This window comes from Caballeronia sp. LZ033 (assembly GCF_031451265.1).
GTDB lineage: Bacteria > Pseudomonadota > Gammaproteobacteria > Burkholderiales > Burkholderiaceae > Caballeronia.
The window spans coordinates 453,838-478,165 of sequence record NZ_JARUXQ010000004.1; the positions used below are offsets into that span (position 1 = coordinate 453,838).

Below are 24,328 nucleotides of genomic sequence, written 5' to 3' on the forward strand. Positions count from 1 at the left end.
GTCAGTCCCTCAGGCGCCGCGCGGCGAGCGAACGCAGCGCGCGATAGAACAGGGCGGCGATGATCAGCGCGGCGAGCACGCCGCCGAGCACCAGCAACACCGGATGCGACGAGAGCGCCCAGCGCATGTAATGCATCGGCGACAGATGACCGACGTAATACGCCTCGCCGTTCGAGGTCACGGTCACGGTGCGTCCGTGGATGACGGCCATCGCGCCCTGGATGGACGGCAGCAGGTCGTTGTCGAGCAGGGCGGCGGAGAGATCGGCATCCGACTGTCCCGCCGCGCTGATCAGCGCCACCGCGCTGCGTCCGCTCTTCAGCGGTGATTCGAAACCGGTGAGCAGGGCGTCGCCGTTCGAGCTGACGAGCGAGAGATCCGCGCGCGCCGGTGAGCGTTCCGGACCATGCTCGCCATGCCACCAGTCAACCAGCTTGAACGCGACATCGGTGAGCTGGAACGTGTGCGAGTCGCCGTCGCTGGAGAACGGCATCTGCTTGGCCCAGCGCTGCAACAGCGGCTGGCGGCCCGGCGAGCCGAGGATCAGCAGATCCTTGTCGGCGAAGCGGTCGACGTCGTTCGCGCTGGTCACGGTGACGCCGGTCACCGGATAGCCCGTCGACGTGCCCATGCGGCCCATTTCGAGCAGATACAGGCTGTAGTCGGCCGAGTTCGGGTCGTTCGGCAGCACCACCGCCGTCTGCGACAGGTCGGCCATGCGCGTGAACGGGAAGCCGCCGTTGGCGAACGCGGCCAGGTCGGGGAGCGCCATGTAGTGCGGGAAGCCCGACAGGTCGATGGTCGAGTTCGGGTCCACCGCGCCGACCACGTTGTCCAGCACGCGGCCCTGGCATTCGCCGGTCTTCGGGATGTCGTAGTAGAAGTGCAGGCGCAACTGCGCGCGCGGCGTGAGCAGCAGCGGCGGAATGTAGACCTCGCGGCGCGCGGACACGGTCTTGTCCGGCAGCACGCGGCTGAAGTAATGCCCGAGGTCGAAGGTCGAGGCGGAGACGGCCGGGATGCGCAGCGACTGCACGAAGCCGTCGTTCACGCTGATGTTCAGCGAGGAACGGTCCGGCGCGGGCCGCACGGTGTAGCGGTAGGCCAGATCGATCGGCACGCCCTTGGTCTGCCACATGAAGAGATCGGGCGGCACGCGCAGGTTGACGCGCACGGCGTCGGCGTCGTAGCCGCGCGCGGTCAGGTCGCGCGCTTCCGCGAGCTCGCCGAAGCGCACCGGGCGATCCGTCGACAGCCAGTTCGGCGCGTCATAGGGACGGCGCGGTTGCAGGTCGCTGAATTGCGTGATTGTCGCGCTCGTGCCGGACAGCGTGTTCTGACCGATGCCCAGCGCCTTCGCGGCGGTCTTCAGCTCGTTCTCGTCGCGGCCCTGGATCAGCAGGATGCGGCCGCGCGCGTTGGCATCGCGTTCGACGACGGAAATCGTCGGGCCCGACACCGCCGGAATGTCGACGCCCGCCACCTTGGCGTCGCCGACGGCGAACACCACGGCATTGCCCGAGAGCGGCACGTTGTCGGTCTGGGCCGGGAACATCGCGCCGCGATAGCCCGCGAGCGAACCGAAATACGACGCCACCATGCCGGCCGCTTCGAGCGTCGGCAGGCTCGGCTTGCCGGCGAACACGAACGGCAGTTCGAGACGGCGCACGTCGCGACGATCAAAGAACGGATTCGGCAGCGCGGCGAGGTCGGGCTTGTTCGCGATCGACGCGTAGGTGAGGTCCAGCGAGCTCGAATTGCTGACGGTGGCCCACAGCGTCGAGTTCGACGGGTCCTCGCACTGCTGCGTGTAATGGCCGATCAGCTGGACGTTCAGATGGTTGAACTCGGTGATGAAGCGCGGATCGATGGCCACGTCGCGCGCCACCAGCACGCCCGCCTGGTCGCGCGGCACGGGCAGCGTCGCGGCTACTTCGCCGTTGATCAGCACCTTCAGTTGCGAGATGGACGGCAGCAGCGACGGCGAATAGCTGTAGATCAGATGGAGGATCGCGCCCGTCACGACTTCGTCGCCGCGCACCGAGAAGGCAATGCCGTTCTGGCCATCGGTGCCGCGTAATTGCAGTGGATCGAGCGCGCCGTAGTCGGCGAAGGTCAGCGTCTGGCGGCGGCCGCCGGGCACCAGCGTGCCGGGATCGGCGGTGGTCGGAAGGCGCGAAGTCAGCGGCTTCTCGGGCTTGCCGGAGAACGCGGGCACGGGCATCGCGAGCGCGGGCTGCTGGATCGACGCCGGGTTGTAGACGGCCGCCGGGCTCGGCGCGGGCACGGCGCCAGCGCCAGTGGCCTGCGGTGCGGCGGTTGCCGGCGCGACGGCAGCCGAGGCCGGCGCAGCAACAGCGGTCGCGGCCGCCGCGATGGACGCGAGCGGCCCGGCGAACGCAGTCTGCAAGGCAGCGAAGACGGCCAGCGCACGCACCAGAGGTCTTTCGCAAAAACGCGGCGTGCGCCCGCCCGTTCCGAATTCAACGTGCAACTTCGACATACCCATGCCCATTATTGGTCTTTGGTTTTCAGCTTCTTCACGTCGACCGGGCGCTTGTTCATCCAGGTACGAAGGTCGCTGTACAAGTGCTCGAACAGTCCGGCGATGCCGCGCGTGCCCACCAGCAACACATGCGACAGGCCGCGCAGCGGCGTATCCGGGCGGCGGCCCTCGGACCAGCCGGTCCAGGCGTCCGCGCGCGCGAAAGTGGTCTTCACGAAGTCGTATTCCTGCTCGCGCGTGAGCTGCCCGAAACGCAGGCCGACGCGCCCCGGCTCGGTATAGCCGACGCTCGCCGGGAACGCGTATTCCTCGTCGCCGCGGAACAGCGAGACGGTCACGCGCTCGTGCATCGGCACTTCGATCTTGCTCGGCAGCGCGACGCCGACGCCGCCTTCCGAATAGTCGATCGTCTCGCAGGCGAGCGTGCGGCCGGTGGAGAACTTGAGCATCACGGGCATCTTCATGGTCACGCGATGGGTCGCGCGCACTTGCCGCCGCTCGCTCGCCGCCGCCACCGATGCGCCCAGGATCAGCATGTTGTAGACGGTCCAGCAGAGGTTGAGGATGGTCGTGTTGACCTCGCTGCGGATCTGCCAGTACATGACGATATGCACGATGCCCGCGATGAAGCCGAGCAGGTTCAGCAACAGCAAAAACAGATAGGGCCGCGAGATGGACCAGTCGAAGTAATCCTTGGCGATCTGGCCGCCCTTGGCCGTCACGTTGAACTTGCCGAGCTTCGGGTTGATGACGGCGAGCAACGTGGGAGCGGTGATGTACGACGCCAGCACCGACTCGTACACCTCGGCCCAGAACGAATGGCGGAAGCTGCGCTGCATGCGCGAATTGGTGATGCTCGCGTGCATCATGTGCGGCAGCGCGAAGATCGCGATGGTGCTGGCCGCGGCTTCGATCACGTGCGCGCCGAAGAACAGGTACGACAGCGGCGCGGTGAGGAACACGAGACGCGGCACGCCGTAGAAAAAGTGCAGCATGCCGTTCAGATAGCAGAGCCGCTGGCCGAGTTTCAGACCCTTGCCGGTCAGCGGATTGTCGATCCGGAAGATCTGTGTCATGCCGCGCGCCCAGCGGATGCGCTGCCCGATATGGCCGGAGAGGCTTTCCGTCGCGAGACCCGCGGCCTGCGGAATCGCGAGATAGGCGGTGGTGTAGCCGAGACGGTGCAGCTTCAGCGCCGTGTGCGCGTCCTCGGTGACGGTCTCGACCGCGATGCCGCCGATTTCCTCGACCATCGAGCGGCGCAGCACCGCGCACGAGCCGCAGAAGAACGTGGCGTTCCACAGGTCGTTGCCGTCCTGCACGAGGCCGTAGAACAGTTCGCCTTCGTTCGGCACCTTGCGGAACGTGCCGAGATTGCGTTCGAACGGATCGGGCGAGAAGAAGTGGTGCGGCGTCTGCAGCATCGACAGCAGCTTGTCGCGCAGGAACCAGCCCAGGCAGATCTGCAGGAAGGAGCGCGTGGGGATGTGGTCGCAGTCGAAGATCGCGAGGAACTCGCCCTTCGTGATCTTCAGCGCCTCGTTGATGTTGCCCGCCTTCGCATGCCGGTTGTGCGTGCGGATCGTCCAGTTGACGCCCACTTCCTCGCAGAAGGCCTTGAACTCGGGACGGCGGCCGTCGTCGAGCACGTGGATCGCGAGCTTGTCGCCCGGATAGTCGAGCGCGAGCGCCGCGTAGATGGTCGGCTTGACCACCGAGAGCGGCTCGTTGTACGTGGGGATGAAGACGTCGACCGTCGGCCAGTCGGCGCGGTCGGCGGGCAGCGGCAAGGGCTTGCGCTTGAGCGGCCATGCCGTCTGGAAGTAGCCGAGCAGGAGCACCAGCGTCGCGTAGACTTCGGCGGCCACCAGCAGCAGGCCCCAGGCTGCGTCGAGCGGGCGCTCCCAGTAGGTGGTCTCAGTCAGGCGCCAGAACATGTAGCGGCCCGACGCGATGATCGACAGCATGATCATCACGAGCGTCGCGTACTGGCCTTGCAGACGGCGGAAGCCGAGCGCGAAAACGAAACAGACGCTCGCAAAGGCGAGTTGCTGACCGAACACGAGCGGCACCGTGACCACGAAGTACAGCGCGCACAACGCAAACGCCGTCAGCAGGACCACGAGGATGCGGCTGCCCCAGATGCGCGCATCGACGAAGCGTTCGAGCCGCGACGTCGCCACGCTCACTTCCGTTTCCGGCGACGGGATCTTGGCGGAGCTCATGCGAGTTTCCTCGACGAAGCGGGCAGCGCATCGATTGCGGCGAGCAGCCATTCGCCGCACGCGCGGAGATCGGCGGCGGCCTGCGACAGCGGATCGTAGTGGATCAGCGTCGTGTCGCACGCGAGCGACTCGGAGACGCCTTCGTCCAGATGGATGACGCCCGGGAACAGCTTCGTGCCGAGCATGTTGCGCAGCACCTTCAGCACGTCCTTGCTCAACTGGCGCGACTGATCGACCTGGTTCACGACGTAGCCCTGGCCCGCGAAGTTCTGGCGTGGCGCGGCATAGGCATCGACCATGCGCTCCATGCCGGGAATCGCGGCGTAGGAGGCGGCATCGGCCAGCACGACGTTCAGCGCGAAGTGCGCCGCGGTCAGCGCCGTGCGCGTGTAGACGGACGAGCCCGGCGGGGTATCGACGATCACGATGTCGTTGGCATCGAGCGCCAGCGCCTCGAGCGCGTGCGCGAGCCAGGCGGGATCGGCGTCGACGAGCGCCTCGAAGCGCCGGCGGTCGTCCTCGAGCAGCGCGCCGTAGGGCAGCACCGTGACGCCGTCGATGCCGTCGAACATCACGGTCTGCCAGGGTTCGCCGGCGAGTGTCGCGCGCGAGATGCCGTCGATGCTGTCGAGCGGAATGCCGAAGTGCAGGCGCAGCGCGTTTTGCGGATCGAGATCGAGCACGATCACGCGGCGGTTGCGCGCAGCGAGTACCGAAGCGAGATTGGCGGCGAGCGTCGTCTTGCCGACTCCGCCTTTCGCGGAAACTACCGTGATGACTTTCATGACCGTGAGAGGCGGCTCGTGCGATGGGCGGCGGGTTCAGTGTTCGCGGATTCGCCGGTGTGGCGCAGGCGGTCAAACATCGACTGAAGCGAGTTGGCGGGCGCGCTCGGAGCGGGCGGCGTCTGCGGCTTGAACAGCTTGCCGAGAATGGAGTGCGGTTCGGCTTCGGGGGCCGGCTGGACGCGCGGGGGTTCTGCTGGCGTCGCTGCCGGAGCGGGGGCGGCGGCAGGGGCGCGGCGCGCGAGGACGCTCGAACCGAACGTGGCTGCGGCGGGGCGCGGTTCTGCCGGCGTCGGTGCCGGTGTCGGCGCTGCAGCCGACGCCATGTCCGGGGCGGTTTCGGTTTCGATCGCAGCGGGATCGGCGAGCGCCGAGAAACGCAGCGCACTCAGCGATTGAGCGGCGGGCGCATCGACCGGCGGAATCGTGCGGCGATGCGGCCGCGTGAACAACTGCGGCCGGCCGCGATGGATCGGCGTCGGGCGGGCGGCGGATTCTGCGGCCGGTTCGCTGCCGGGCGCGCCGGACGTGCTGGCTTGAGTGTCGCGGCGCGGCGCGATTTCAGGAATGGCCGGCTGCGCGAAGTCCAGCGTCGCGAGCAGCGGCCAGCGGGTACGGGCCGACTTGGCCTCGTTCTCCCGACCGATTTCCTGATAGTCGCCTGCATTGCCGCCGAAATGATCGAACAGCTTCTCGATGTCGCGCGATGTATTCATGGTGCCGCTTCCTCGTCCGTGCCTGCCCTGCCTGGCCGTTTCAACTTGTTTGTGCCACCTGATCGACAGGGGGCTTGAGCCGTCGCTTCGAGGCGGCGGTCGGTGATTCCGGGGTTCTCGTCAAACCACGGTGCGTGCGAGCCTGAACTCGATGGCGGTGTCGTCGCCGAATTCGCCTGCCTGCCGTACGGCAAGGCCCTGCGCGCCAAGCGCGGCGAGCCACTGCTGATACGCGCCTTCCAGGAACGCCGGCGTCCACGCGAGCGCGCTTTCACCGAAAGCCGGCAGCGGCGCGCAGTAATGGACGATGCTCAGGTGATCGCGCTCGTCGGTGAGTTCGACGAAGCCCCAGTCGGCATCGCGCCACTGCGCGTTGAGCGCTTCTGCCAGTTCGGCTGTGGAATTGCAGGACGGCAGCGGCCGTGCGTCCGCGAAGCGGCTGCCGACGCGATGCATCAGCTGGCGCAGTTCGGTGCGCCCGATTTGCGCTTCGAATTCATCGGCGAGCGCGGACAGAAGCCCGCGCCATTGGCGAGAGGTGTGGCTGTCCAGCAGGTGTTCAAAGATAGCGGCCATGTGTAGTCGGCTGGGCGCACGCGCGCCACGTGATTAGTCATTGTTTACGTCCTTGGCGGACAACTCTTGACCGAGAGCATTGATCCGGACGGTTGTCCAGGCGCGAGTACACGACTGAACTTATCTCAATGCTGATTTTTTCGCCAGTAGAAACACTAGCAGGAGATTTTTTTGGCGAATTGACCAATTAAGACGCAACAGGCCGTCCAGTTTGGACATTTGACCCGCGCTGACCTGAACGAAAATTCGACAACCATCACGCACTTTTTGACGTGCACCCGCAAAGGCGGCGGCAGTGTACCACTCCGTTAATTCAGCGCTGAAGGGCTTCACGGTGATTCGCACGGATTGACTTTTGGCTGTACCGCATGGCGCGGAGCCCGACTGGCTAACGACGGAAATTTCGCCCGACTTTTCCCGTGCCGATCTGCAACAGAATGATTTGTATGAGAAAAATGGAAGGCGCTCGAAATTAGCGCTTGAACGGGCCAAAAAAAAAGCGCCCCGACCGGGACGCTTCAGATGGGTTTCGTGACGCTTACAGGTTTGCGCGGACGGCGTCCCTGACAGCGTCCATCACAATGCCGTAATTGAGCGGGATGTCCAGGGAATCGGAGTAGCCGGAATCTGCGGCGGACTCCTTGGGGACGGCGCGGGCCGGGATCGGCTCGTAGCCGGATTCGCCTGCCGGATTTTCGCGTCCTTCGATGGCACCCTGCAATTGCGGATTCTTCACGATTAACTCCTTCCGGTAATGGAGCGGCGAGGAACTGCAATATAAACCAACGCGATGACAATTTGGCGACTGCCGTATTGGAAACTCAATCTGAAATCGCTGCGTGAAGCGCGCCGGTATCGCCACGAGGCCCATTTCAGATGGAGCACGGGGCTTTCCAGTTTAACGGCGTAGCGGGCGGGGGACGGCGCTCAAGCCTTATGAAGAGCGCGCGGCACTATCTCTTGAACAGGTGAAATTCGGCCCGGAATTTGCGTTAAAACTGCTCGCCATGTAAATGCTGAAAACGTGGTATGAATGCGTTGATTCTGCTATTTCAGCAGCAGGCACAACAAACGCTCACCCGAATGGTTTGAGCGTCTCAGTTTATGTCGTCTTATCACAAAGCGAACACTTGTACGTGTTTCGGGGCGAATGCCCTCGAAAAAAGGAGTCGATGGCAATGAGCACAATCGCGATTATCGGAGCAACGGGGAAGGTGGGCAGCCGTCTGCTTGACGAAACGTTGCGGCGTGGGCACACGGTCACCGCGCTCGCCCGCGATACCTCGGGCGTCGAGACACGCTCCGGCGTCACCGCCCGTAACGTCGACGCGCTCGATGCCGATGCACTTTCCAGCGTAATCTCCGGGCACGACGCGGTATTCAGCGCGATGCCGTTCAGCGGGGTTCCGGCGGAAGCGATCGTGGAACCGGTGAAGCGCGCGGGCGTGCGCCGCCTGCTCGTGGTGGGCGGCGCGGGGAGCCTCTATGCCGCGCCCGGTCAACGCGTGCTCGACGCGCCGGATTTTCCCGCCGACTGGAAGCCGGAAGCGACAGCCGGCGCCATGTTCCTCGACGCCCTGCGCGGCCAGCGCGACATCGACTGGACCTTTATTTCGCCGTCGGCGGAATTCGTTCCGGGCGCGCGCACGCAACGCTACCGGCTCGGCGTCGACGAGCTGCTGGTCGACAGCAACGGCCGCAGCTGGATCACGTTCGACGACTACGCCATCGCCTTTCTCGACGAGTTCGAATCGCACGCGCACATCAAGCAGCGCATCACAGTCGGATACTGACGCGCGCGTTCGGTCACGACGGCAGGCTGCGCCTAGCCGTGCATGTCGACTTCGACTTCCTCGCTGTTCTTCGGCATCGCTGCCGCGAGAATCATCGCGGCGGCGTTCTGCGGCTTCGGATCGCGTTGCGACGGCCGATACACCTGATCCCCGCGATGAATCGGCATTCCCGACAGCGAGCACACGCCTTCACTCGTCGCGGTCGTCGCGCGCCAGCCCTGATAGCCGTAATGGCAGGTGCCGGGATCAGACCAGTAGACGAGCGCCGTCGCGCTGCTCGGGCGTTCGATCACCCGAACGATGGCTTGCGGATACGGCAGACCGCGATCCACCTGCTGCGGATGCGTACGGTTCCAGTCGCGCGTGAGGCGCTCGAGAAACGAACTCTCGATGCGTGCGGATTTCTGAGATGGCGCGGTGCGGGCGACGTCTTGGGGCGCCGCCTCGAGCAGGTGAACCGTCTGTGACCACGGGTCCGCTCTCTTCGAAAAAGCTGTCATGGCAATGTTCCAGGCTTTGACTCGACCTAGAACGTACGTCATTAAGCATATTCCGATAAAGGCTGCATCAGTGAATACACTATCCCGTCGATGCGAATAATCGAACGGTAGTGTGAAAAAGCCTTGCGCGACAGGACTTTACGCGATTTCCAGGCGTCTGTCCTCCGCATCAACGATGCCAGGGAAAAGCCTTCTGTAAGCTTAAAAGTTCGAATGTCGGACGAGACAGCCTGCCGACAGCGAGTCTCGCTGTGTCAGGCAACGGCCCGCGCCGCAGCGCGGCCGCGCAACCATTCCAGCGCCAGCAGCAGGCTCGTCGAGAAGACGATCAGGATCGTGGCAAGCGCCGCGATGGTCGGGCTGATGTTCTCGCGGATGCCGGTGAACATCTGCCGCGGCAAGGTGGTCTGGTCAGCGCCGGCGAGAAAGAGCGTGACGACGACTTCATCGAACGAGGTCGCGAAGGCGAACAGCGCGCCGGAGATCACGCCCGGCGCAATCACCGGCAGCGTCACCTTGAAGAACGTGCGCAGCGGGCCGGCGCCCAGCGACTGACTCGCGCGCACGAGGTTGTGGTTGAAGTTCTGCAGCGTCGCGCCGACCGTCGTCACGACGAACGGCACGCCCAGGGCCGCATGCGCGAGGATCAGCCCGAAGTACGTGTTCGCGATGCCGAGCGGCGCGAAGAACAGATACATGCCGACGCCCACGACGATCACCGGCACGATCATCGGCGAAATCAGGACGGCCATCAGCAGGCTCTTGCCGATGAAGTTCGCCTTGGTCAGCCCGACCGCGGCGAGCGTGCCGAGAATGGTCGCCACCAGCGTCGCCGAAGGCGCCACGATGAAGCTGTTCTTCGCCGCCATGCGCCACTCGTCGGACATGACGAGGTTGTGATACCAGCGCATCGACCAGCCGGGAATCGGATAGACGAGGAAGGTGCTCGACGAGAACGACAGCGGCACGATGGCGAGCACCGGCAGGATCAGATACAGCAGCGTCAGCACACAGAGGATCCGCAATGCGAAGTACCAGACGCGTTCGATGGCGGACGTGTGCGGCGCGAACATCGGTTTGGCGAGTTTCATGTGGCGTTCCCAGTCAGCCCAGGCTCACGTTCGAGCGCGTGAAGCGGCCGTAGACGACATAGAGGAGCAGCGTCGCGGCGAGCAGCAGTGCGCCGAGCGCGCACGCCATGCCCCAGTTGATCGTCACGTTGGTGAAGTAGGCGATGTAGTAGCTGACCATCTGGTCGTTCGGTCCGCCGAGCAGGGCCGGCGTGATGTAGTAGCCGATCGCCAGAATGAACGTGAGCAGCACGCCCGCGCCGATGCCCGGATACGTCTGCGGCACGTATACGCGCCAGAAGGCCGCAAACGGATGACTGCCCAGCGACACCGCCGCGCGCTGGTAGCTCGGCGGCACCGACTTCATCACGCTGTAGAGCGGCAGGATCATGAACGGCAGCAGGATGTGCGTCATCGAGATATAAACGCCGACACGGTTGAACAGCAGCGCGAGCGGCGAGCCGATCAGCCCGCTGCCGATCAGCGCCTTGTTCACCAGTCCCTCGCTCTGCAACAGCACGATCCACGCGGCTACGCGCACCAGCACGGAAGTCCAGAACGGGATCAGCACGAGCACCATGACGAGGTTCGCGCGGCGCGCGGGCAGTGTCGAGATCCAGTAGGCGAGCGGATAGCCGAGCAGCAGCGCGAACAGTGTCACGCCCACGCCGATCACGAAGGTCCTCGCGAAGACGTTCAGATAGATGGACTGGTCGGGATCGGCATGGACGAGGTTGCCGAAGCCGTCCTGCTTGTGATCGAGCGACGCGAGCACGTAGAACGGCGAATAGCGCCCGGCGTTCTTCGCGATGGCCTGCCAGTACGCGGGATCGTTCCAGCGCTCGTCGAGCTCGACGATCTTCGCCTTGATCTGCGGCGCGGCGAGCGGCTTGCCGTCGTCGCCGGTGAGCGGCATCGCCCGCGCGGTCTTGGCGACCAGCGAGCGATAGCCGGGAATCTCGGTGTTGAGGCGGCGCGCGAGCGCGCCCATCGAATCGCCTTCCTGGATGGCCGTCAGATCCTGCGCGAGCGCGGCATAGGCTTCGTCCGGCGGCGCCGTCTTGCGGTCCCACTTCTTGAGCACGGCGCCCGTGTGCGGCAGCGCATTCGCGACTTCCGGATTCTCGATCGCGCGCGTGAGCAGCGCGGCGATCGGCACCACGAAAATCAGGAACAGGAAGAGTGCGAGCGGCGCGATGAGCGCAAGGGCCATCGCGCGCTTCTTCGCGTCGGCGATCTTCAGTTCGCGTTTCAGACGCGCGCTCGATTCAAGCGCGTCTTCCGCGGGGATCGTCATGGTATGCACGGGGATGTCTCCTTCCCGGCCGCGCTTCGTCCTGCCAGCGCAGCCGTCGGTTTCACGGTTGCGCGCTTACTTCGTCGCCCACGCGGTGAACCGCTGCTCGAGTTCGTCGCCATGGTCGGTCCAGAACGCCATGTCCTGCAGCACCGCGTTCTTCGCGTTCTCCGGCGAGTTCGGCATGTCCGCCTTGGTCTTCGCGTCGAGCGCGGAGATCGCCGCCTTGTTCACCGGACCGTAGGCAATGTTCTTCGCATACGTTTCCTGCGGCTTCTGCGAGACCGAATACGCGATGAACTGCGTCGCCACGTCCTTGTTCGGCGAGCCCTTCGGAATGGCCCAGTAGTCGAGGTCGTAGATGCTGCCGTTCCACACGACCTTGAGGTTCTTGCCTTCCTTGCGCGCGGCGTCGATGCGGCCGTTATAGGCGGTGGACATCACCACGTCCCCGGCGACCAGGAATTGCGGCGGCTGCGCGCCGGCCTCCCACCACTGGATGCTCGGCTTCAGTTCGTCGAGCTTCTTGAACGCGCGATCCGCGCCGGCCTTCGTGCCGAGCACCTTGTACACGTCCTTCGGCGCGACGCCGTCGGCCATCAGCGCGAACTCGAGGTTGTAGCGCGCGCCCTTGCGCATGGCCCGCTTGCCGGGGAATTTCTTCGTGTCCCAGAAATCGGCCCAGCCGGTCGGCGCGGTCTTGAGCTTGTCGGCGTTATAGGCGAGCGCCGTCGACCACACGAAGAAGCCGACGCCGCAAGTCGCCGGCGACTCGGGCACGAGATCCGATTTCTTCGCGATCTTCGACCAGTCGAGCTTTTCATACAGGCCTTCGTCGCAGCCGCGTCCGAGGTCGCCCGATTCGACTTCGACCACGTCCCAGTTCACGTGCTTGGCTTCGACCATCGCCTTGACCTTGGCCTGTTCGCCGTTGTACTCGACCGCCGTGACCTTGTTCTTGCTCGACTGCTCGAAGGGCTGGTTGAATGCGACCTTCTGGGCGTCGCCATTGGCGCCGCCGAAGTTGACGACGGTGATTTCCGCCGCGCCCGACGCTGCCGACGCGCACGCGAGCGCGGCCGTGATGGAACACAGTGCGAACTTCTTCATGATGGTTTCCTCTGTCTGCCTGGTTTTATCGATGGACTTGCGGTTGGACGGCACAACGTGTGGCTGGAAAGTTCAGGCGAACACGCGCAGATGCTCGGGCGCGAATTCGAGCGCGACGGGCGCGCCGGGCGTGAATGCGTCGAGCGCGGCGGTGCCGAGCGGCACCTTGACGAAGCATTCGTCCTGCTCGCGCACGCCGCAGCGCATGCGCACGTGGTCGCCGAAATAGATCAGGCTGCGCGCCTCGCCGGACAGCGCGTTGCTGTTGCCGTTCGCGTGGCTATTGCCATTGCCTTTGCCGTGCGTGAGGGTCATGCGCTCGGGCCGGATGCACGCGACGGCTGGCGCGCCCGGCTTGGCGTTCGCGATGTTCAGGCCGGAGAGGCGGGTGCCGTCGGCGAGGCGGATGGCGCAGTAGTCGCCTTGAGCCTGTTCGATGGTGCCGCGCAGCCGGTTGCTGTCGCCGATGAAGTTGGCGACGAACTCGTTGCACGGCGCTTCATAAAGATGATCGACGGTGTCGAGCTGCTGGACGATGCCCTTGTCGAACACCGCGACGCGGTCCGACATCGTGAGCGCCTCGCCCTGGTCGTGCGTGACATAGACGAAGGTGACGCCGAGTTTCTCGTGCAGCGCCTTCAGTTCGATCTGCATGTGCTCGCGCAATTGCTTGTCGAGCGCGCCGAGCGGCTCGTCCATCAATACGAGCTTGGGTTCGAACACGAGCGCGCGCGCCAGTGCGATGCGCTGCTGCTGACCGCCGGAGAGCTGCGCCGGATAGCGCTTCGCGAAACTCTCCATGCGCACCATCCTGAGTGCGTTGTCGACGCGATGCGCGCGTTCTTCGGCGGACATCCTGCGCACCGACAGCGGATAGTCGACGTTCTGCTGGACCGAGAGATGAGGAAACAGCGCGTAGTTCTGAAACACCATGCCGATGTCGCGCTTGTGCGGCGGCACTTTGTTGAGCAGCTTGCCGTCGAGCCAGATCTCGCCGCCGGTCGGAAACTCGAAGCCCGCGAGCATCATCAGACAGGTGGTCTTGCCGGAGCCGGACGGACCGAGCAGCGTGAGGAATTCGCCCTGGTAGATGTCGAGATCGAGCGACTTGACGACGAGCGTCTCGCCGTCGTAAGTCTTCCTCACCCCGCGAAAGCTGACGATCACCTGATCGGATTTCATCGTCGTGTCTCCCTTCGGAAATTCTGGTGGCTTCCTTATCCGCCGGGCATACGGAGATACCCGGAAATTTTTTCTCTTGCTTCGGATAACTATAGCCCGGCACGGTTCTACAATGGGGAGCCATTTCAATATTCAGAATGGAACCACTTGAGGCGGCTTGCGCGTCGGCGGTGAGGCAAAGAAAAAGAGGAGAGAGGCGCATGGACACCATCATCCTGGCCGACTGGCTGAGCGCGCGGCTCGACCGCTCGGCCGCCGAGCCGATGTATCGCCAGATGCTCGAGCTGATGCAGCAGGCCATCCTGACGAGCCAGCTCGCGCCCGGCACCAAGCTGCCGAGTTCGCGCACGCTGGCGATCGATCTCGGCATCGCGCGCAATACCGTGCTGCACGTCTACGACCAGCTGACGGCCGAAGGCTACGTGAGCTCGGCGACCGGCAGCGGCACCTATGTCGCCGACACCGCGCCGCGCGACGGCGCGGCCAGCCCGCCGCGTCCGGACGAGGCCAAGCCGCCCAGCGCCATCTCGCGCCGTGGCGAGCGGCTGATCGCACAGGCAGGCGTGTCGCCGAAGCAGTGGGGCGCGTTCATGCCGGGCGTGCCGGACGTCGCGGAGTTTCCGGCGCGCACCTGGAGCCGCCTGCAGGCAAAGCTCTGGAAGCGTCCAAGTCCCGATCTGCTCACCTATGCGCCTGGCGGCGGCTACCGGCCGCTGCGCCGCGCGTTGTCGGACTACCTGCGGGTCGCGCGCTCGGTGAAGTGCCAGCCCGACCAGATCATCATCACGACGGGGATTCATCAGTCGATCGACCTCGCCGTGCGCCTGCTCACCGATTTCGGCGATCGCGCATGGGTCGAGGAACCGTGCTACTGGGGCGTGCGCAGCGTGCTGCAGTCATCGGGGCTGACGCTCGCACCGGTTCCTGTCGACGCGGAAGGGCTCAATCCTGGCGCGCGCGACATGGCCGATCCGCCGAGGGTCGCGCTGGTGACGCCTTCGCATCAATATCCGCTCGGCATGGTGATGACGCTGGCGCGGCGTCGCGCGCTGCTGGAATTCGCGCGTCAGCACAAGGTGTGGATCATCGAGGACGACTACGACAGCGAGTTCCGCTACGGCAGCCGGCCGTTGTCCTCGCTGCAGGGACTCGACGAGTCCGGCCAGGTCATCTACGTCGGCAGCCTGGGGAAGATGCTGTATCCCGGCTTGCGGATGGGCTATATGGTCGTGCCGGACGATCTCGTCGATTCCTTCCGCACCGGCGTGGCCGAGTTGTATCGCGAAGGGCAGCTGATGCAGCAGGCGGTGCTGACCGAATTCATCCTGGACGGCCATCTCACTTCACACGTGCGGCGCATGCGCGGGCTATACGGCGAACGGCGCGAGTTGCTGATCAATGCGATTCGCGCCCGCTTCGGCGATGCACTGCCGGTGCGCGGCGACGAAGCCGGACTGCACTTCGTGCTCGAGCTACCGCGCCATGCCGATGACCGGGTCATCGCCGCCGAGGCGCTCGCCGCGGGCGTGGTGACGCGTCCGCTCGTCAACTACTACCTGAAGCAGGACGAGGCGCTGCGCGGCCTGATGCTGGGCTATGCCTGCGTGCCCAACGCAGAGATCGCGCCCAACTTTGCGCGTCTCGCGGATGTGATCGAGCGCGCACTGGCGCCGGCGGCGATGGCTTTCGGTCGCTGAGTGAGTCGGAACAAACGCATGCTTTCTCGCATGCAATAAGAATAGACCGATGCAGCCTATCAAGCGATACAGACGAATCGGCAGCGGGTTAAGAGAGTTATCGGACAACTGGCTGTTGATTTTCACTCGTCTTGCATAAGACTTATCCTGTAATGGCGATCTCTCTTGCTGCGGAATCAAATAGTAGGAAAGATCGGGTAACAAAAATCGATCGGATATTGCATCATTCGTTCCGCGTTTCATGCTTTTGTACTCGTTACTTGGTCATCCGAATCAACTTAGGAGAAATCTGGGACGAGTGGCATTGAAATCGCGACCCCGGGGTTAAGGTGTGGGTAATGATAGATCACCACCTGGTCTATTAGAAAACGACGACACTGGAAACACCAGATGTTAATAATCGATTGGAGTAATAGGAAATGAAGAAGATTGCTGTCTCTGCGCTTGTCGCTGGTATTTTGGGTACGGCCGCCGCGGGCGCATTTGCCGATGCAGGCACGATCCAGTTCAACGGTGAACTGATTGCCGGAACGTGCGACACCGATGTCAACGGCGGCGGTTCGGCCGACGGCACGGTTGCGCTGCCGAAGGTTCAGACGCGCGACCTGACGGGCGCTTCCGGCAAGATCACCGCTGGCGACACCAGCTACAAGATCGCGCTGAAGAACTGCACGCCGGTGTCGGGTCACTCGAAGGCGGCGGTGTTCTATCAGGCAGGCGCAACGGTTGATCCGGTCGACGGTCGCCTGATCGTGCAGCCGGGTGGTGCAGAGAACGTCAAGCTCGAACTGTTGAACCAGGACGGCACGCAGATCAAGGTGGGTTACGCAAGCGACCTGCAGAACTCGAAGCCGGTGGACATTTCCTCGGGCCAGGCCACGCTGTATTACATCGCACGCTACTACGCCACCGGCCAGACCACGGCAGGCGCGGCCAACTCGTCCGTCGTGTACAGCATCGACTACCAGTAAATCGGTTTTCCTGAAGACGGACCGGCTTATCTGACGGTTCGCCGAAAGGCGGGCGGGCTTGGTTGCCCGCCTGTTTGTAATCAGCTTGAGGTTAGGTGTTGCATCGTCACCATGAAACTGGCAAAGAAACTGGCAAGAATCGCGACTTCATTTGTTGTGGTGTGGGGATTTTCTGTCTGCGCGCATGCTTCGGTGGTCATCGCGGGTACGCGGGTCGTTTATAACCAGAGCGAACCCGAAGTCACGGTCAAGCTCACGAATAATGGCAAGGTTCCGGGCCTCGTGAAGGTCTGGCTCGACAAGGGCGACCCGGATGCCCAGCCGGATACCATCGAGGTGCCGTTCACCATTACGCCTCCGCTGATGCGGATCGACCCCACCAAGTCGCAGACCCTGCGCATCATGTTTGCCGGTGAGCCATTGCCTGCAAACAAAGAGTCAATCTTTTATTTGAATGTTCTGGAAGTTCCGCCCAAAGCCACGGGCGAGGCAGCCTCCGCGAATCAATTGCAGCTGGCTTTCCGCACGCGCATCAAGTTCTTCTATCGCCCTTCCGCACTCCAGAAGCAGCCTGTCGATGCTGCGGGACAGGTCGTGTGGCATCTGAAGCAGGACCACGGGAAGACGATGATCGAGGCGTCGAATCCCACGGAGTATCACGTTTCGTTCGACAGCGTCTCGTACTCGGACGGCACGCGTACTGCGTCTTTCATTGATGGCGGCATGGTTGCGCCCGGCGAGACAAAGGACTTTCCGCTTAAAGGTGATGTGCCGAGTTCCGGCAAGGTCGCCTGGACTGTCATCAATGATTACGGCGGACCGCAGCATGGCGAATCGCGGCTGGCGCCCTGAGCGTTTTATTCAACGAATTTCTCCAATGACTTCCCGGCAAGAGGTTGGGCGCCGGGGTGGTCCTTCACGTCTGAATCCGTAGCAAAGCGTAGCGTGCTGGAACGAAGGCATGCGCGGATTTCCGTCCAGCCTTTTGTTCGAAGTACCTATCCCTATGCAATTCGGAAGAACTCAAATGTTCGGTCTGTCGAAAAGACCGATCAGCGTGGTGACGCTACAGGCAATTGCCGCGATGGGTGTCAGTGCCCAGGCGCTGGCGGATGAATCGATGAAACTCTCGCAGGTCGAATTCAATGACCAGTTTCTCGATTCGGGCAGCGGCGAGAAAGTCGATATTTCCCGATTCAACAAGGGCCAGCAAGTCCTTCCCGGTACCTACCGGGCCGAGACGTTCGTCAACGACATGTGGCGCGGAAAGTTCGACGTCGATATCCGCGAAATCGGACCGGGTTCGGGCGAAGTCCGGCCGTGCTTCAACAGCGATTTGCTGGAGCGGATCGGCGTGGATCTCAGGAAGCTCTCGCCCGAGTCGGCTGCAAAGCTCGCCGCGGCGGAGGGCGGCGCCGAGGGTGCCGCCGGAAAGGGCGCGTGTTTCGCGCTGTCGGACCTGATTCCGAGCGCGTTCGCGTCGTTCGACGGCGGCGAGCAGCGGCTGGATGTCAGCATTCCGCAAATCGTGATGTTCAGCCGTGCACGCGGTTACGTGGACCCGAAGTATTGGGACAACGGCATTCCCGCTGCCACGCTCCAGTACAACGCGAACGCCTACCACAGCACGGCCGGCGGCTTCACGAACGATTCACAGTATCTCGGCGTGACGGGCGGCCTGAACGCAGGGGCGTGGCGGTTCCGCTACCAGGGCAACCTGAACAGCTCCAGCTCGGCGGGCACGCATTATCAGACGGTGCAGACCTACGCGCAGCGCGGGTTCAGCGACATCAAGAGCCAGCTCACGCTCGGCGACACCTTCACGGATGGCGCCCTGTTCGACAGCTATGGCGTGCGCGGTGTCACGCTGGGAACCGACGACCGCATGTATCCCGAGTCGCAGCGCGGCTATGCGCCGATCGTGCGCGGCATCGCGAACAGCAATGCGCGCGTGCAGGTGCGGCAGGGCGGCAACATCATTTACGAAACCACGGTCGCGCCTGGCGCATTCGAACTGACCGATCTGTATCCCACGGGCTACGGCGGCAATCTCGATGTGATCGTGACCGAGGCCGACGGGACGCAGCACACGTCTACCGTGCCCTATGCAGCGGCGGTCAACGCACTGCGGCCGGGGATCACGCGTTATAGCGCCACCATCGGCCAGTATCGCGATGCATCGCTCGACATTCATCCGTTCGTTTCGCAAATGACGGTGCAGCATGGCATCAGCAACCTGCTGACGCTTTATGGCGGCTTCACGGGCGCCGATCAATACTTTGCCGGCATGATGGGCGCCGCGATCAATACGCGGATCGGCGCCTTCGGTTTCGACGCGACTCACGCGACCGCGAGTTTCAAGCGGGTCGGCACGCACAACGGCATGAGCTTCCGGCTGAGCTACAGCCAGCTGCTTCAGCCGACCAATACGAATATTGCGATCGCGGCCTATCGCTATTCGACGAACGGCTTCTATAGCCTGTCGGACGCGATGGTCATGCGGCAGCTATACGAGACCGGCAATCCCGACCAGATGACGGCGCGGCAGAAGTCGCGCATGCAGTTCACGGTCAATCAGGCGCTGGGATCCAATGGCCGGTATGGCTCGGCCTATGCCATCGGCTCCATTGCCAACTACTGGAATCGTTCGGGGCAGGATACGCAGCTTCAGATCGGCTATTCGAACAGCTGGAAGCGGATCACGTACGGCGCGTCGTTCGTGCGGCAATTCGTCGTCAACACGAACAAGTGGGATAACCGCGTGATGTTCAACGTGATGATTCCGCTGGGCCTGGGCGCACGCGCGCCGGTCTCGTCGACCAACTTCCAGTATGACTCGGCGAATCGCGCCTACAGCATGCAGGAGTCGGTCAACGGAACCCTGGGCACCGACGGCGCTTTGTCATACGGCGTCAATGCCAATTACAGCGATGGCGGCAATGCCGGCTCGAGCGCCACCACCGTCGGCGGCAACCTGGGCTACGTGGCGCCGTTCGCGCAAATGACCTTGAACGGCAGCACGGGGCGCAACTATTCGCAAGTCGGCGCGGGGGTGTCGGGTGGCGTGGTGGCCTGGAAGGGCGGCGTCGCGTTCACGCCGAACATGGCGGAAACCATCGGCATTGTCGAAGCGAAGGACGCAGCCGGCGCGCGTGTCGCGAGCGGCGCGGGGCTGCGCGTCGATCCGTGGGGGCATGCGGTCGTCTCGGGCATGCAGCCGTACTCGAACAACGATGTCGAAATCGACCCGAAGGGCCTGCCGATCAACGTCATGCTGAAGTCGACGGTGCAGCGTTCGGCGCCCACTGCGGGCGCGGTGGTGGCATTGAAGTTCGACACGGAAGATACCGGCCGCGCGGCAGTGATGCACGTCACCCAGCCGGATGGCAAGCCGCTTCCGTTCGGCTCGCAAGTGTTCGACGACAAGGGCGACAACGTTGGTGTGGTGGCGCAGGGAAGTCGAATTATTGCGACTGGTCTGAAGATCGACGAGGGCAGGATGCATGTCAAATGGGGTGACTCGCCGAATCAGACGTGCGCGGTGCGTTATCAATTGCCGCCGATGCAAAAGAACAAGCAGCCAGCTTCACTGGCCATTTCCGATGGCGTCTGCGGATAAGTCTGGCGCGCTCCAATTCAACGAAGGACAGAACATGAGAGTGATGGGAAGAGCGGTGCGGGCGTGGATCCGTTGTGTGTTGTATTGCGTTGGCGTGTTGGCTATTTCGCCCGGGCATGTGTGGGCAACCGCGTCGTGCCATTCGAATCCGCCTTGGCTCTATACGCTGAATTTTCCGGCCAGAGTGGCAGTGGCGCGGGATCTGCCGAACGGATCACCGTTGACGGGGTGGGTGTCCACTCCATTAACTACGAATTACTGGACGTGCAATCAGTCGGAAAGCTGGTTCACGGGAACCGACTTCGAAGCGGCGGGAATTATCCCCACTACGCCGACGTCGTACACCCGCTCTTATAACGGCGTCTCTTTTCCCGTCTATGCGACAAATGTACCAGGCGTGGGGATGGCCTTGGGCGGCGTGATCTATACCAACGGCCGAACACGTGGGCCGTTTGGCTTTCCGCAACTGGGTTATCAATGGAATCAGAACGGCACCGCCGTAAACAATGGTGGGCAATTGATCGGGTCGCTGGTCAAGATCGGAAGTGTCACGCCCGGAACAGTGAGCGGCCAACTCGCGCAGGCATTCTCGTGGGAGTCCGCACTGAAGACGCAACCCCCTGGAAACCTGGATTTTTCCGCGGGGGTCATCAATTTCGACATGACGCCCGTCATCATCACCGTTCTGACCTGCCAGACGCCTGATGTCAATGTGGATATGGGTACGCAAACACCGGCCGACTTCCCGGGACTTGGCGCTCCATCAAGCAAGTCGAGATCATTCAACCTGGCCTTCAACAATTGTCCCGCGGGCGTGGCGGACAGCACCGATCCAGCCAGCCTTTCCGGATTGATCCATAGCGTTCAATACAGGATTGATCCCATCTCGCCCGACCGCCTGGTGTCCGGATACAGCAATGTCGTGGCGCTGGACAGCGGAACGTCGCAGGCAGGCGGTGTAGGCATTCAGTTGTACGACAGCACGGGCGCGGTTCTTCCACTGGCGACCTACATGCCGCTGAATGGTTTCGACGGAACCAAGGCGAACAGTTATAGCCTTTCAATGAAGGCTAGTTATTTCCGTATTGGCGCAATCAGTCCGGGTACGGCAAACGCGACACTGTTGATGACCGTGCAGTATCAGTAACCTGGTCACGCAGTGAACATGGGATGTTCGTCGCGAGGGCGGCGGGCGAGGCTTTTATCGAGGAGGTTTTATCAAGATGCACAAGACAAGATCCATCATCGCAGGTGCGATGATGCTATGTTCGGCGTCCACATGGGCGGCCGACGCTACACTCAACTTCACCGGGAAGATCATTCTTCCCACCTGTACGGTGAATGCGGCGTACGTCAATCAGACGATCGATCTGGGAACAGTGAAGATCACTGACTTTACTGGCACCACTCAGAATCCCACGGCGTTTCAGATCAATCTTGAGAGTTGTGTAGCAGGCACCAACGTCGCCATGACGGTCAACGGAACGTCGGATACGGTTACCAGCGTTCTCAAGAACACGGGCGACGCCGGAAAGGTGGGCGTGCAGCTGCTCAAGGCGAGTACGGTTGGGGACACCACGGGAACCGCTATCACACTGGGCAGTGCAATGACGCTCGGCCTTGTGGACGCAACCAATAAGATGACCATCCCGATGGTTGCACAATTCTACAAACTGGGGGCACTGACAGCCGGAACCGTGGCTGCAACTGCAACGGTGAACTTCACTTACAACTGATCGTTCAGCAGATTTAAGAAAACGGAGGATTGATCAGCCTCCTGAGATGTCGTTAGACTCAATTGTCGGTGAGAAACAAGTACTGACTTTGAGTCATTGATCGGGATCGAGCACGACGCGGCCATCCTTGATGCATGGACCGAGCGCTCGAACAACTACGGGTTTTTTTAAAAAAGAGTTCAAAAATGGAAAAGATTAACCGTGAAGATCTGGCTAATGTGAATTTTGCCGGAGGTGCAAGCAGTTCGAGCATCAGTTCATCATTGACTAATATTACGATCAACGCGAGTATCTCGAAGGGAAATGGTAAAACTGGCGCATTCTCTATTTCGGTAACCTGAGAGATAGTGAGTGCGCGCGTCGGGGCCGTTAATCAGGGGGTAGAAAACCCACCTCGATAGTACCCTGGACAAGTAACCAGGTAATTGTTTTTTCAAGGCTGATTTCATGTCTGCATGAAATCAGCCTTTTTAATTTGGCGCCATGATACCGCGCTCCACAATCATGACGCGGCGTCTTCAAGCTTTGGCGGAACGACCCGGAATCTGGAGGGCGCCAGCCATGAACGACTATGGCCGCAAGCGTCAAACAGCTAAAGGCCGCGTAGAGGGATAGAAAAGCTAGTCAAAGCATCATGAGGGGCCGTAAATAAGAGCCGGATTAATCAATAAATCCGTGCGATGGATTATAGGAGTTGGATTAATATTTGCGTCCTGATTTAATTTTAAGGCGACATTTTTGTAACTTTATATCGATGCATAACCGTTATCCGGTTGGAAACCTATAATTCAATCACCGGCGATAAGGTTGGTTTGAAGCAGTCGTACCTACAAACGCATGCCTTTATCTCCGGTGCTTACTTTTTTTATTAGAGGTTTTTAAATGCAGAAGATTGACCGCAACGCACTCATCAAGTCGCAAATCGCAGGTGGTACGGCGAAGGGCGGCGGCGGGGGCTCGAGCTCCAGCTCGGCATCGTATTCGACCACGAACGTGAATATCACGCTGTCGATGTAAGTCAGCAAGGCGCGTCGCAATCCGTTCACCGGACCAAGGCGCGTTCAACTTCAGTCTGTCCATGTCATTCGAAGGAGAAACAAAATGCAAAAAATCGCACGCAAAGAGCTCGACCTGTCGAACGTCGCCGGCGGCTGCAAGGCTAGCCAGTCACGCGCTGCCGCAACCAACGTCACGTACGTCACCGTTCGCGTGGGTTAAGTCACGCCCGACACCGCTCGCCGGTGTCAGCTGACGCTGTATCAAGCGCGCACTGCCCGGTTTGCCGGCGAGCAGGGCGCGCTCTACGAGAAATCGCATCACTGTTCAATAGAGGAAACCAAAATGCAAAAAATCGCACGCAACGAGCTGAACCTGTCGGACGTGGCTGGCGGCTGCAAGGCCAGCCGGTCGCAAGCCGCGGCAACCAACGTCACGTATGTCACGGTCTATCTGAAGAAGTGAGCCGCTAACCGGCCTACGCCGGTCGGTACAGGAAGAAGCTCGATAAGAAAGCGGACCTTCCGGGGTCCGTTTTCTTGTGAATCGTGTTACGGGGCAAATTCACATGGCTACGGTTAACTTTTTGGTTCGACACTCTCTGGCGCGCGCAAGGCATTCGTTGCGTCGTGCGGTGGTCGGTCGGATTCCCGCGGCCTGGCTTGAACCTGTGGCCAAAACGGCCTGGACGCTGCACAGCCTGTTCAATTCCGAGGTCCACGCCAGCGGCAGGATTCGCGCGGAGATCGGAAGGGACGTACTCGGCTTGCCTGAGTCCCAGGCGCAGCGCGCAGTCTCTGGCGCCAAGCTGGAAAACTTCGTCGATCAACGTCTTCATTTCGGTCGCCAGCTCAAAAGGCAGGAAGTCTGGCCAGATCTGGACGCCATCGCTTGCGAACTGGCGCAACGCGTCGAAACCTTGCGACGCGAAGCGCCCGAGAAGCCCGTGTTCCTCTCGCCTTTCCACTATGTCTCCCAATACGCCAACATCGCGGTGGTCGAGCGCGTGGGGCAACTGCTCGGGCTCGAATCCATGGCGGTGGTATCGGGCGTCATCCAGAATCAATACGGCGACGATCACGCCCTCATCCCGGGCATCAAGGTGCTGTACACCTACGGAGACGCGCATCGCAACAACCTCGGCGTGCGCGTGGCGCGCTCACTGAAGCGCGATGGCGTCGCGGTCCTGTTCGCCGACGTGCCGCCTTTCACCATGCATCGTTATCCCATGCAGACCGCGCGCGTCACGATGTTCGGCAAGGATGCGCGGGTTCATAACGGCATCTTCCGGCTGGGGGAAACTTTCGGCGCGCGCATGGTGCCCTTCTACCTGCGTTTCGCGCGCGGACGTTTCAGTCTCCGTGCATTCGAGCCGCTGGACCTCACCGTGTCCACCGCGCCTCAGACGCTCGCGGACTACATCGAAACCGCATTACTCGAAAACTACGAGCAGTGGCTGCCGGCGGGCTATCCGGCCATGTACGCGTTCGCGCCTGCCCACTGACGCAGCCGGCCACTCCAACAATACGTGCGCAGGCCAACGCCGCGC

At 62.3% G+C, this 24,328-nt stretch carries 22 protein-coding genes; 10 read left to right on the top strand and 12 right to left on the bottom strand.

Going from position 1 to position 24,328, the window contains the following annotated elements:
• Position 1 precedes the first annotated feature (1 nt).
• The 7 genes from bcsB to QCE62_RS29300 form a co-directional block, all read right to left on the bottom strand.
• Complete coding sequence (gene bcsB / locus QCE62_RS29270; protein ID WP_309925971.1) at positions 2-2,515, bottom strand: cellulose biosynthesis cyclic di-GMP-binding regulatory protein BcsB; 2,514 nt, start codon at positions 2,513-2,515, stop codon at positions 2-4.
• Entirely contained in the window at positions 2,515-4,731 is a 2,217-nt protein-coding gene (gene bcsA, locus QCE62_RS29275; protein ID WP_309925973.1) for a UDP-forming cellulose synthase catalytic subunit, read from the bottom strand. Before bcsA ends, bcsB begins: the two co-directional genes overlap by 1 nt.
• Entirely contained in the window at positions 4,728-5,516 is a 789-nt protein-coding gene (gene bcsQ, locus QCE62_RS29280) for a cellulose biosynthesis protein BcsQ (RefSeq protein ID WP_309925975.1), read from the bottom strand. Before bcsQ ends, bcsA begins: the two co-directional genes overlap by 4 nt.
• On the bottom strand, positions 5,513-6,232 hold the full coding sequence (bcsP, locus tag QCE62_RS29285) for a cellulose biosynthesis protein BcsP (RefSeq protein ID WP_309925977.1): 720 nt from the start codon (positions 6,230-6,232) through the stop codon (positions 5,513-5,515). The genes bcsQ and bcsP overlap by 4 nt, the downstream gene beginning before the upstream one ends.
• 120 nt (positions 6,233-6,352) lie before the next feature.
• Positions 6,353-6,808 carry a cellulose biosynthesis protein BcsD gene (gene bcsD, locus QCE62_RS29290; protein WP_309925978.1) on the bottom strand — a complete coding sequence of 152 codons (456 nt, stop codon included), beginning with the start codon at positions 6,806-6,808 and terminating at the stop codon, positions 6,353-6,355.
• A 120-nt stretch (positions 6,809-6,928) separates the two neighbouring features.
• A complete protein-coding gene (locus QCE62_RS29295) occupies positions 6,929-7,153 on the bottom strand; it encodes a hypothetical protein (protein ID WP_309925980.1) in 225 nt (74 codons plus the stop codon).
• A gap of 193 nt (positions 7,154-7,346) precedes the next feature.
• The gene (locus QCE62_RS29300) at positions 7,347-7,544 is read right to left on the bottom strand and encodes a hypothetical protein (RefSeq protein WP_309925982.1); all 198 of its coding nucleotides are present in this window, start codon (positions 7,542-7,544) and stop codon (positions 7,347-7,349) included.
• Positions 7,545-7,986: 442 nt separating this feature from the next.
• Between QCE62_RS29300 and QCE62_RS29305 the strand changes: the two genes are divergently transcribed.
• Positions 7,987-8,601 carry an NAD(P)-dependent oxidoreductase gene (locus tag QCE62_RS29305; RefSeq protein WP_309927496.1) on the top strand — a complete coding sequence of 205 codons (615 nt, stop codon included), beginning with the start codon at positions 7,987-7,989 and terminating at the stop codon, positions 8,599-8,601.
• A 32-nt stretch (positions 8,602-8,633) separates the two neighbouring features.
• Here the strand turns inward: QCE62_RS29305 and QCE62_RS29310 are convergent, their stop codons facing one another.
• From QCE62_RS29310 to QCE62_RS29330, 5 genes are all read right to left on the bottom strand, one after another.
• Positions 8,634-9,101 carry a DUF3331 domain-containing protein gene (locus QCE62_RS29310; RefSeq protein ID WP_309925983.1) on the bottom strand — a complete coding sequence of 156 codons (468 nt, stop codon included), beginning with the start codon at positions 9,099-9,101 and terminating at the stop codon, positions 8,634-8,636.
• Positions 9,102-9,355: 254 nt separating this feature from the next.
• Positions 9,356-10,192, bottom strand: coding sequence for an ABC transporter permease (locus QCE62_RS29315; protein ID WP_309925985.1), 837 nt, complete (start codon positions 10,190-10,192; stop codon positions 9,356-9,358).
• A 13-nt stretch (positions 10,193-10,205) separates the two neighbouring features.
• A complete protein-coding gene (locus QCE62_RS29320; protein ID WP_309927497.1) occupies positions 10,206-11,468 on the bottom strand; it encodes an ABC transporter permease in 1,263 nt (420 codons plus the stop codon).
• Positions 11,469-11,543: 75 nt separating this feature from the next.
• Complete coding sequence (locus tag QCE62_RS29325; protein WP_309925987.1) at positions 11,544-12,578, bottom strand: ABC transporter substrate-binding protein; 1,035 nt, start codon at positions 12,576-12,578, stop codon at positions 11,544-11,546.
• Between the two features lie 72 nt (positions 12,579-12,650).
• The gene (locus QCE62_RS29330; RefSeq protein WP_309925988.1) at positions 12,651-13,760 is read right to left on the bottom strand and encodes an ABC transporter ATP-binding protein; all 1,110 of its coding nucleotides are present in this window, start codon (positions 13,758-13,760) and stop codon (positions 12,651-12,653) included.
• A 200-nt stretch (positions 13,761-13,960) separates the two neighbouring features.
• Here QCE62_RS29330 and QCE62_RS29335 point away from each other — a divergent pair, with 200 nt between their 5' ends.
• From QCE62_RS29335 to QCE62_RS29375, 9 genes are all read left to right on the top strand, one after another.
• Complete coding sequence (locus QCE62_RS29335) at positions 13,961-15,457, top strand: PLP-dependent aminotransferase family protein (RefSeq protein WP_309925990.1); 1,497 nt, start codon at positions 13,961-13,963, stop codon at positions 15,455-15,457.
• Between the two features lie 419 nt (positions 15,458-15,876).
• On the top strand, positions 15,877-16,428 hold the full coding sequence (locus QCE62_RS29340; protein WP_309925992.1) for a fimbrial protein: 552 nt from the start codon (positions 15,877-15,879) through the stop codon (positions 16,426-16,428).
• A 111-nt stretch (positions 16,429-16,539) separates the two neighbouring features.
• Positions 16,540-17,280 (top strand): fimbria/pilus periplasmic chaperone, encoded by a 741-nt coding sequence (locus QCE62_RS29345; RefSeq protein WP_309925994.1) that lies wholly within the window; start codon positions 16,540-16,542, stop codon positions 17,278-17,280.
• 175 nt (positions 17,281-17,455) lie between these two features.
• Entirely contained in the window at positions 17,456-20,047 is a 2,592-nt protein-coding gene (locus QCE62_RS29350) for a fimbria/pilus outer membrane usher protein (RefSeq protein WP_309925995.1), read from the top strand.
• 34 nt (positions 20,048-20,081) lie between these two features.
• Positions 20,082-21,194 carry a fimbrial protein gene (locus tag QCE62_RS29355; RefSeq protein ID WP_309925996.1) on the top strand — a complete coding sequence of 371 codons (1,113 nt, stop codon included), beginning with the start codon at positions 20,082-20,084 and terminating at the stop codon, positions 21,192-21,194.
• 76 nt (positions 21,195-21,270) lie between these two features.
• A complete protein-coding gene (locus QCE62_RS29360) occupies positions 21,271-21,783 on the top strand; it encodes a fimbrial protein (RefSeq protein ID WP_309925998.1) in 513 nt (170 codons plus the stop codon).
• Positions 21,784-21,968: 185 nt separating this feature from the next.
• Positions 21,969-22,124, top strand: coding sequence for a hypothetical protein (locus QCE62_RS29365; protein ID WP_309925999.1), 156 nt, complete (start codon positions 21,969-21,971; stop codon positions 22,122-22,124).
• A 541-nt stretch (positions 22,125-22,665) separates the two neighbouring features.
• A complete protein-coding gene (locus QCE62_RS29370; RefSeq protein WP_309926000.1) occupies positions 22,666-22,800 on the top strand; it encodes a hypothetical protein in 135 nt (44 codons plus the stop codon).
• A gap of 520 nt (positions 22,801-23,320) precedes the next feature.
• A complete protein-coding gene (locus tag QCE62_RS29375; RefSeq protein ID WP_309926001.1) occupies positions 23,321-24,283 on the top strand; it encodes a hypothetical protein in 963 nt (320 codons plus the stop codon).
• Positions 24,284-24,328 lie beyond the last annotated feature (45 nt).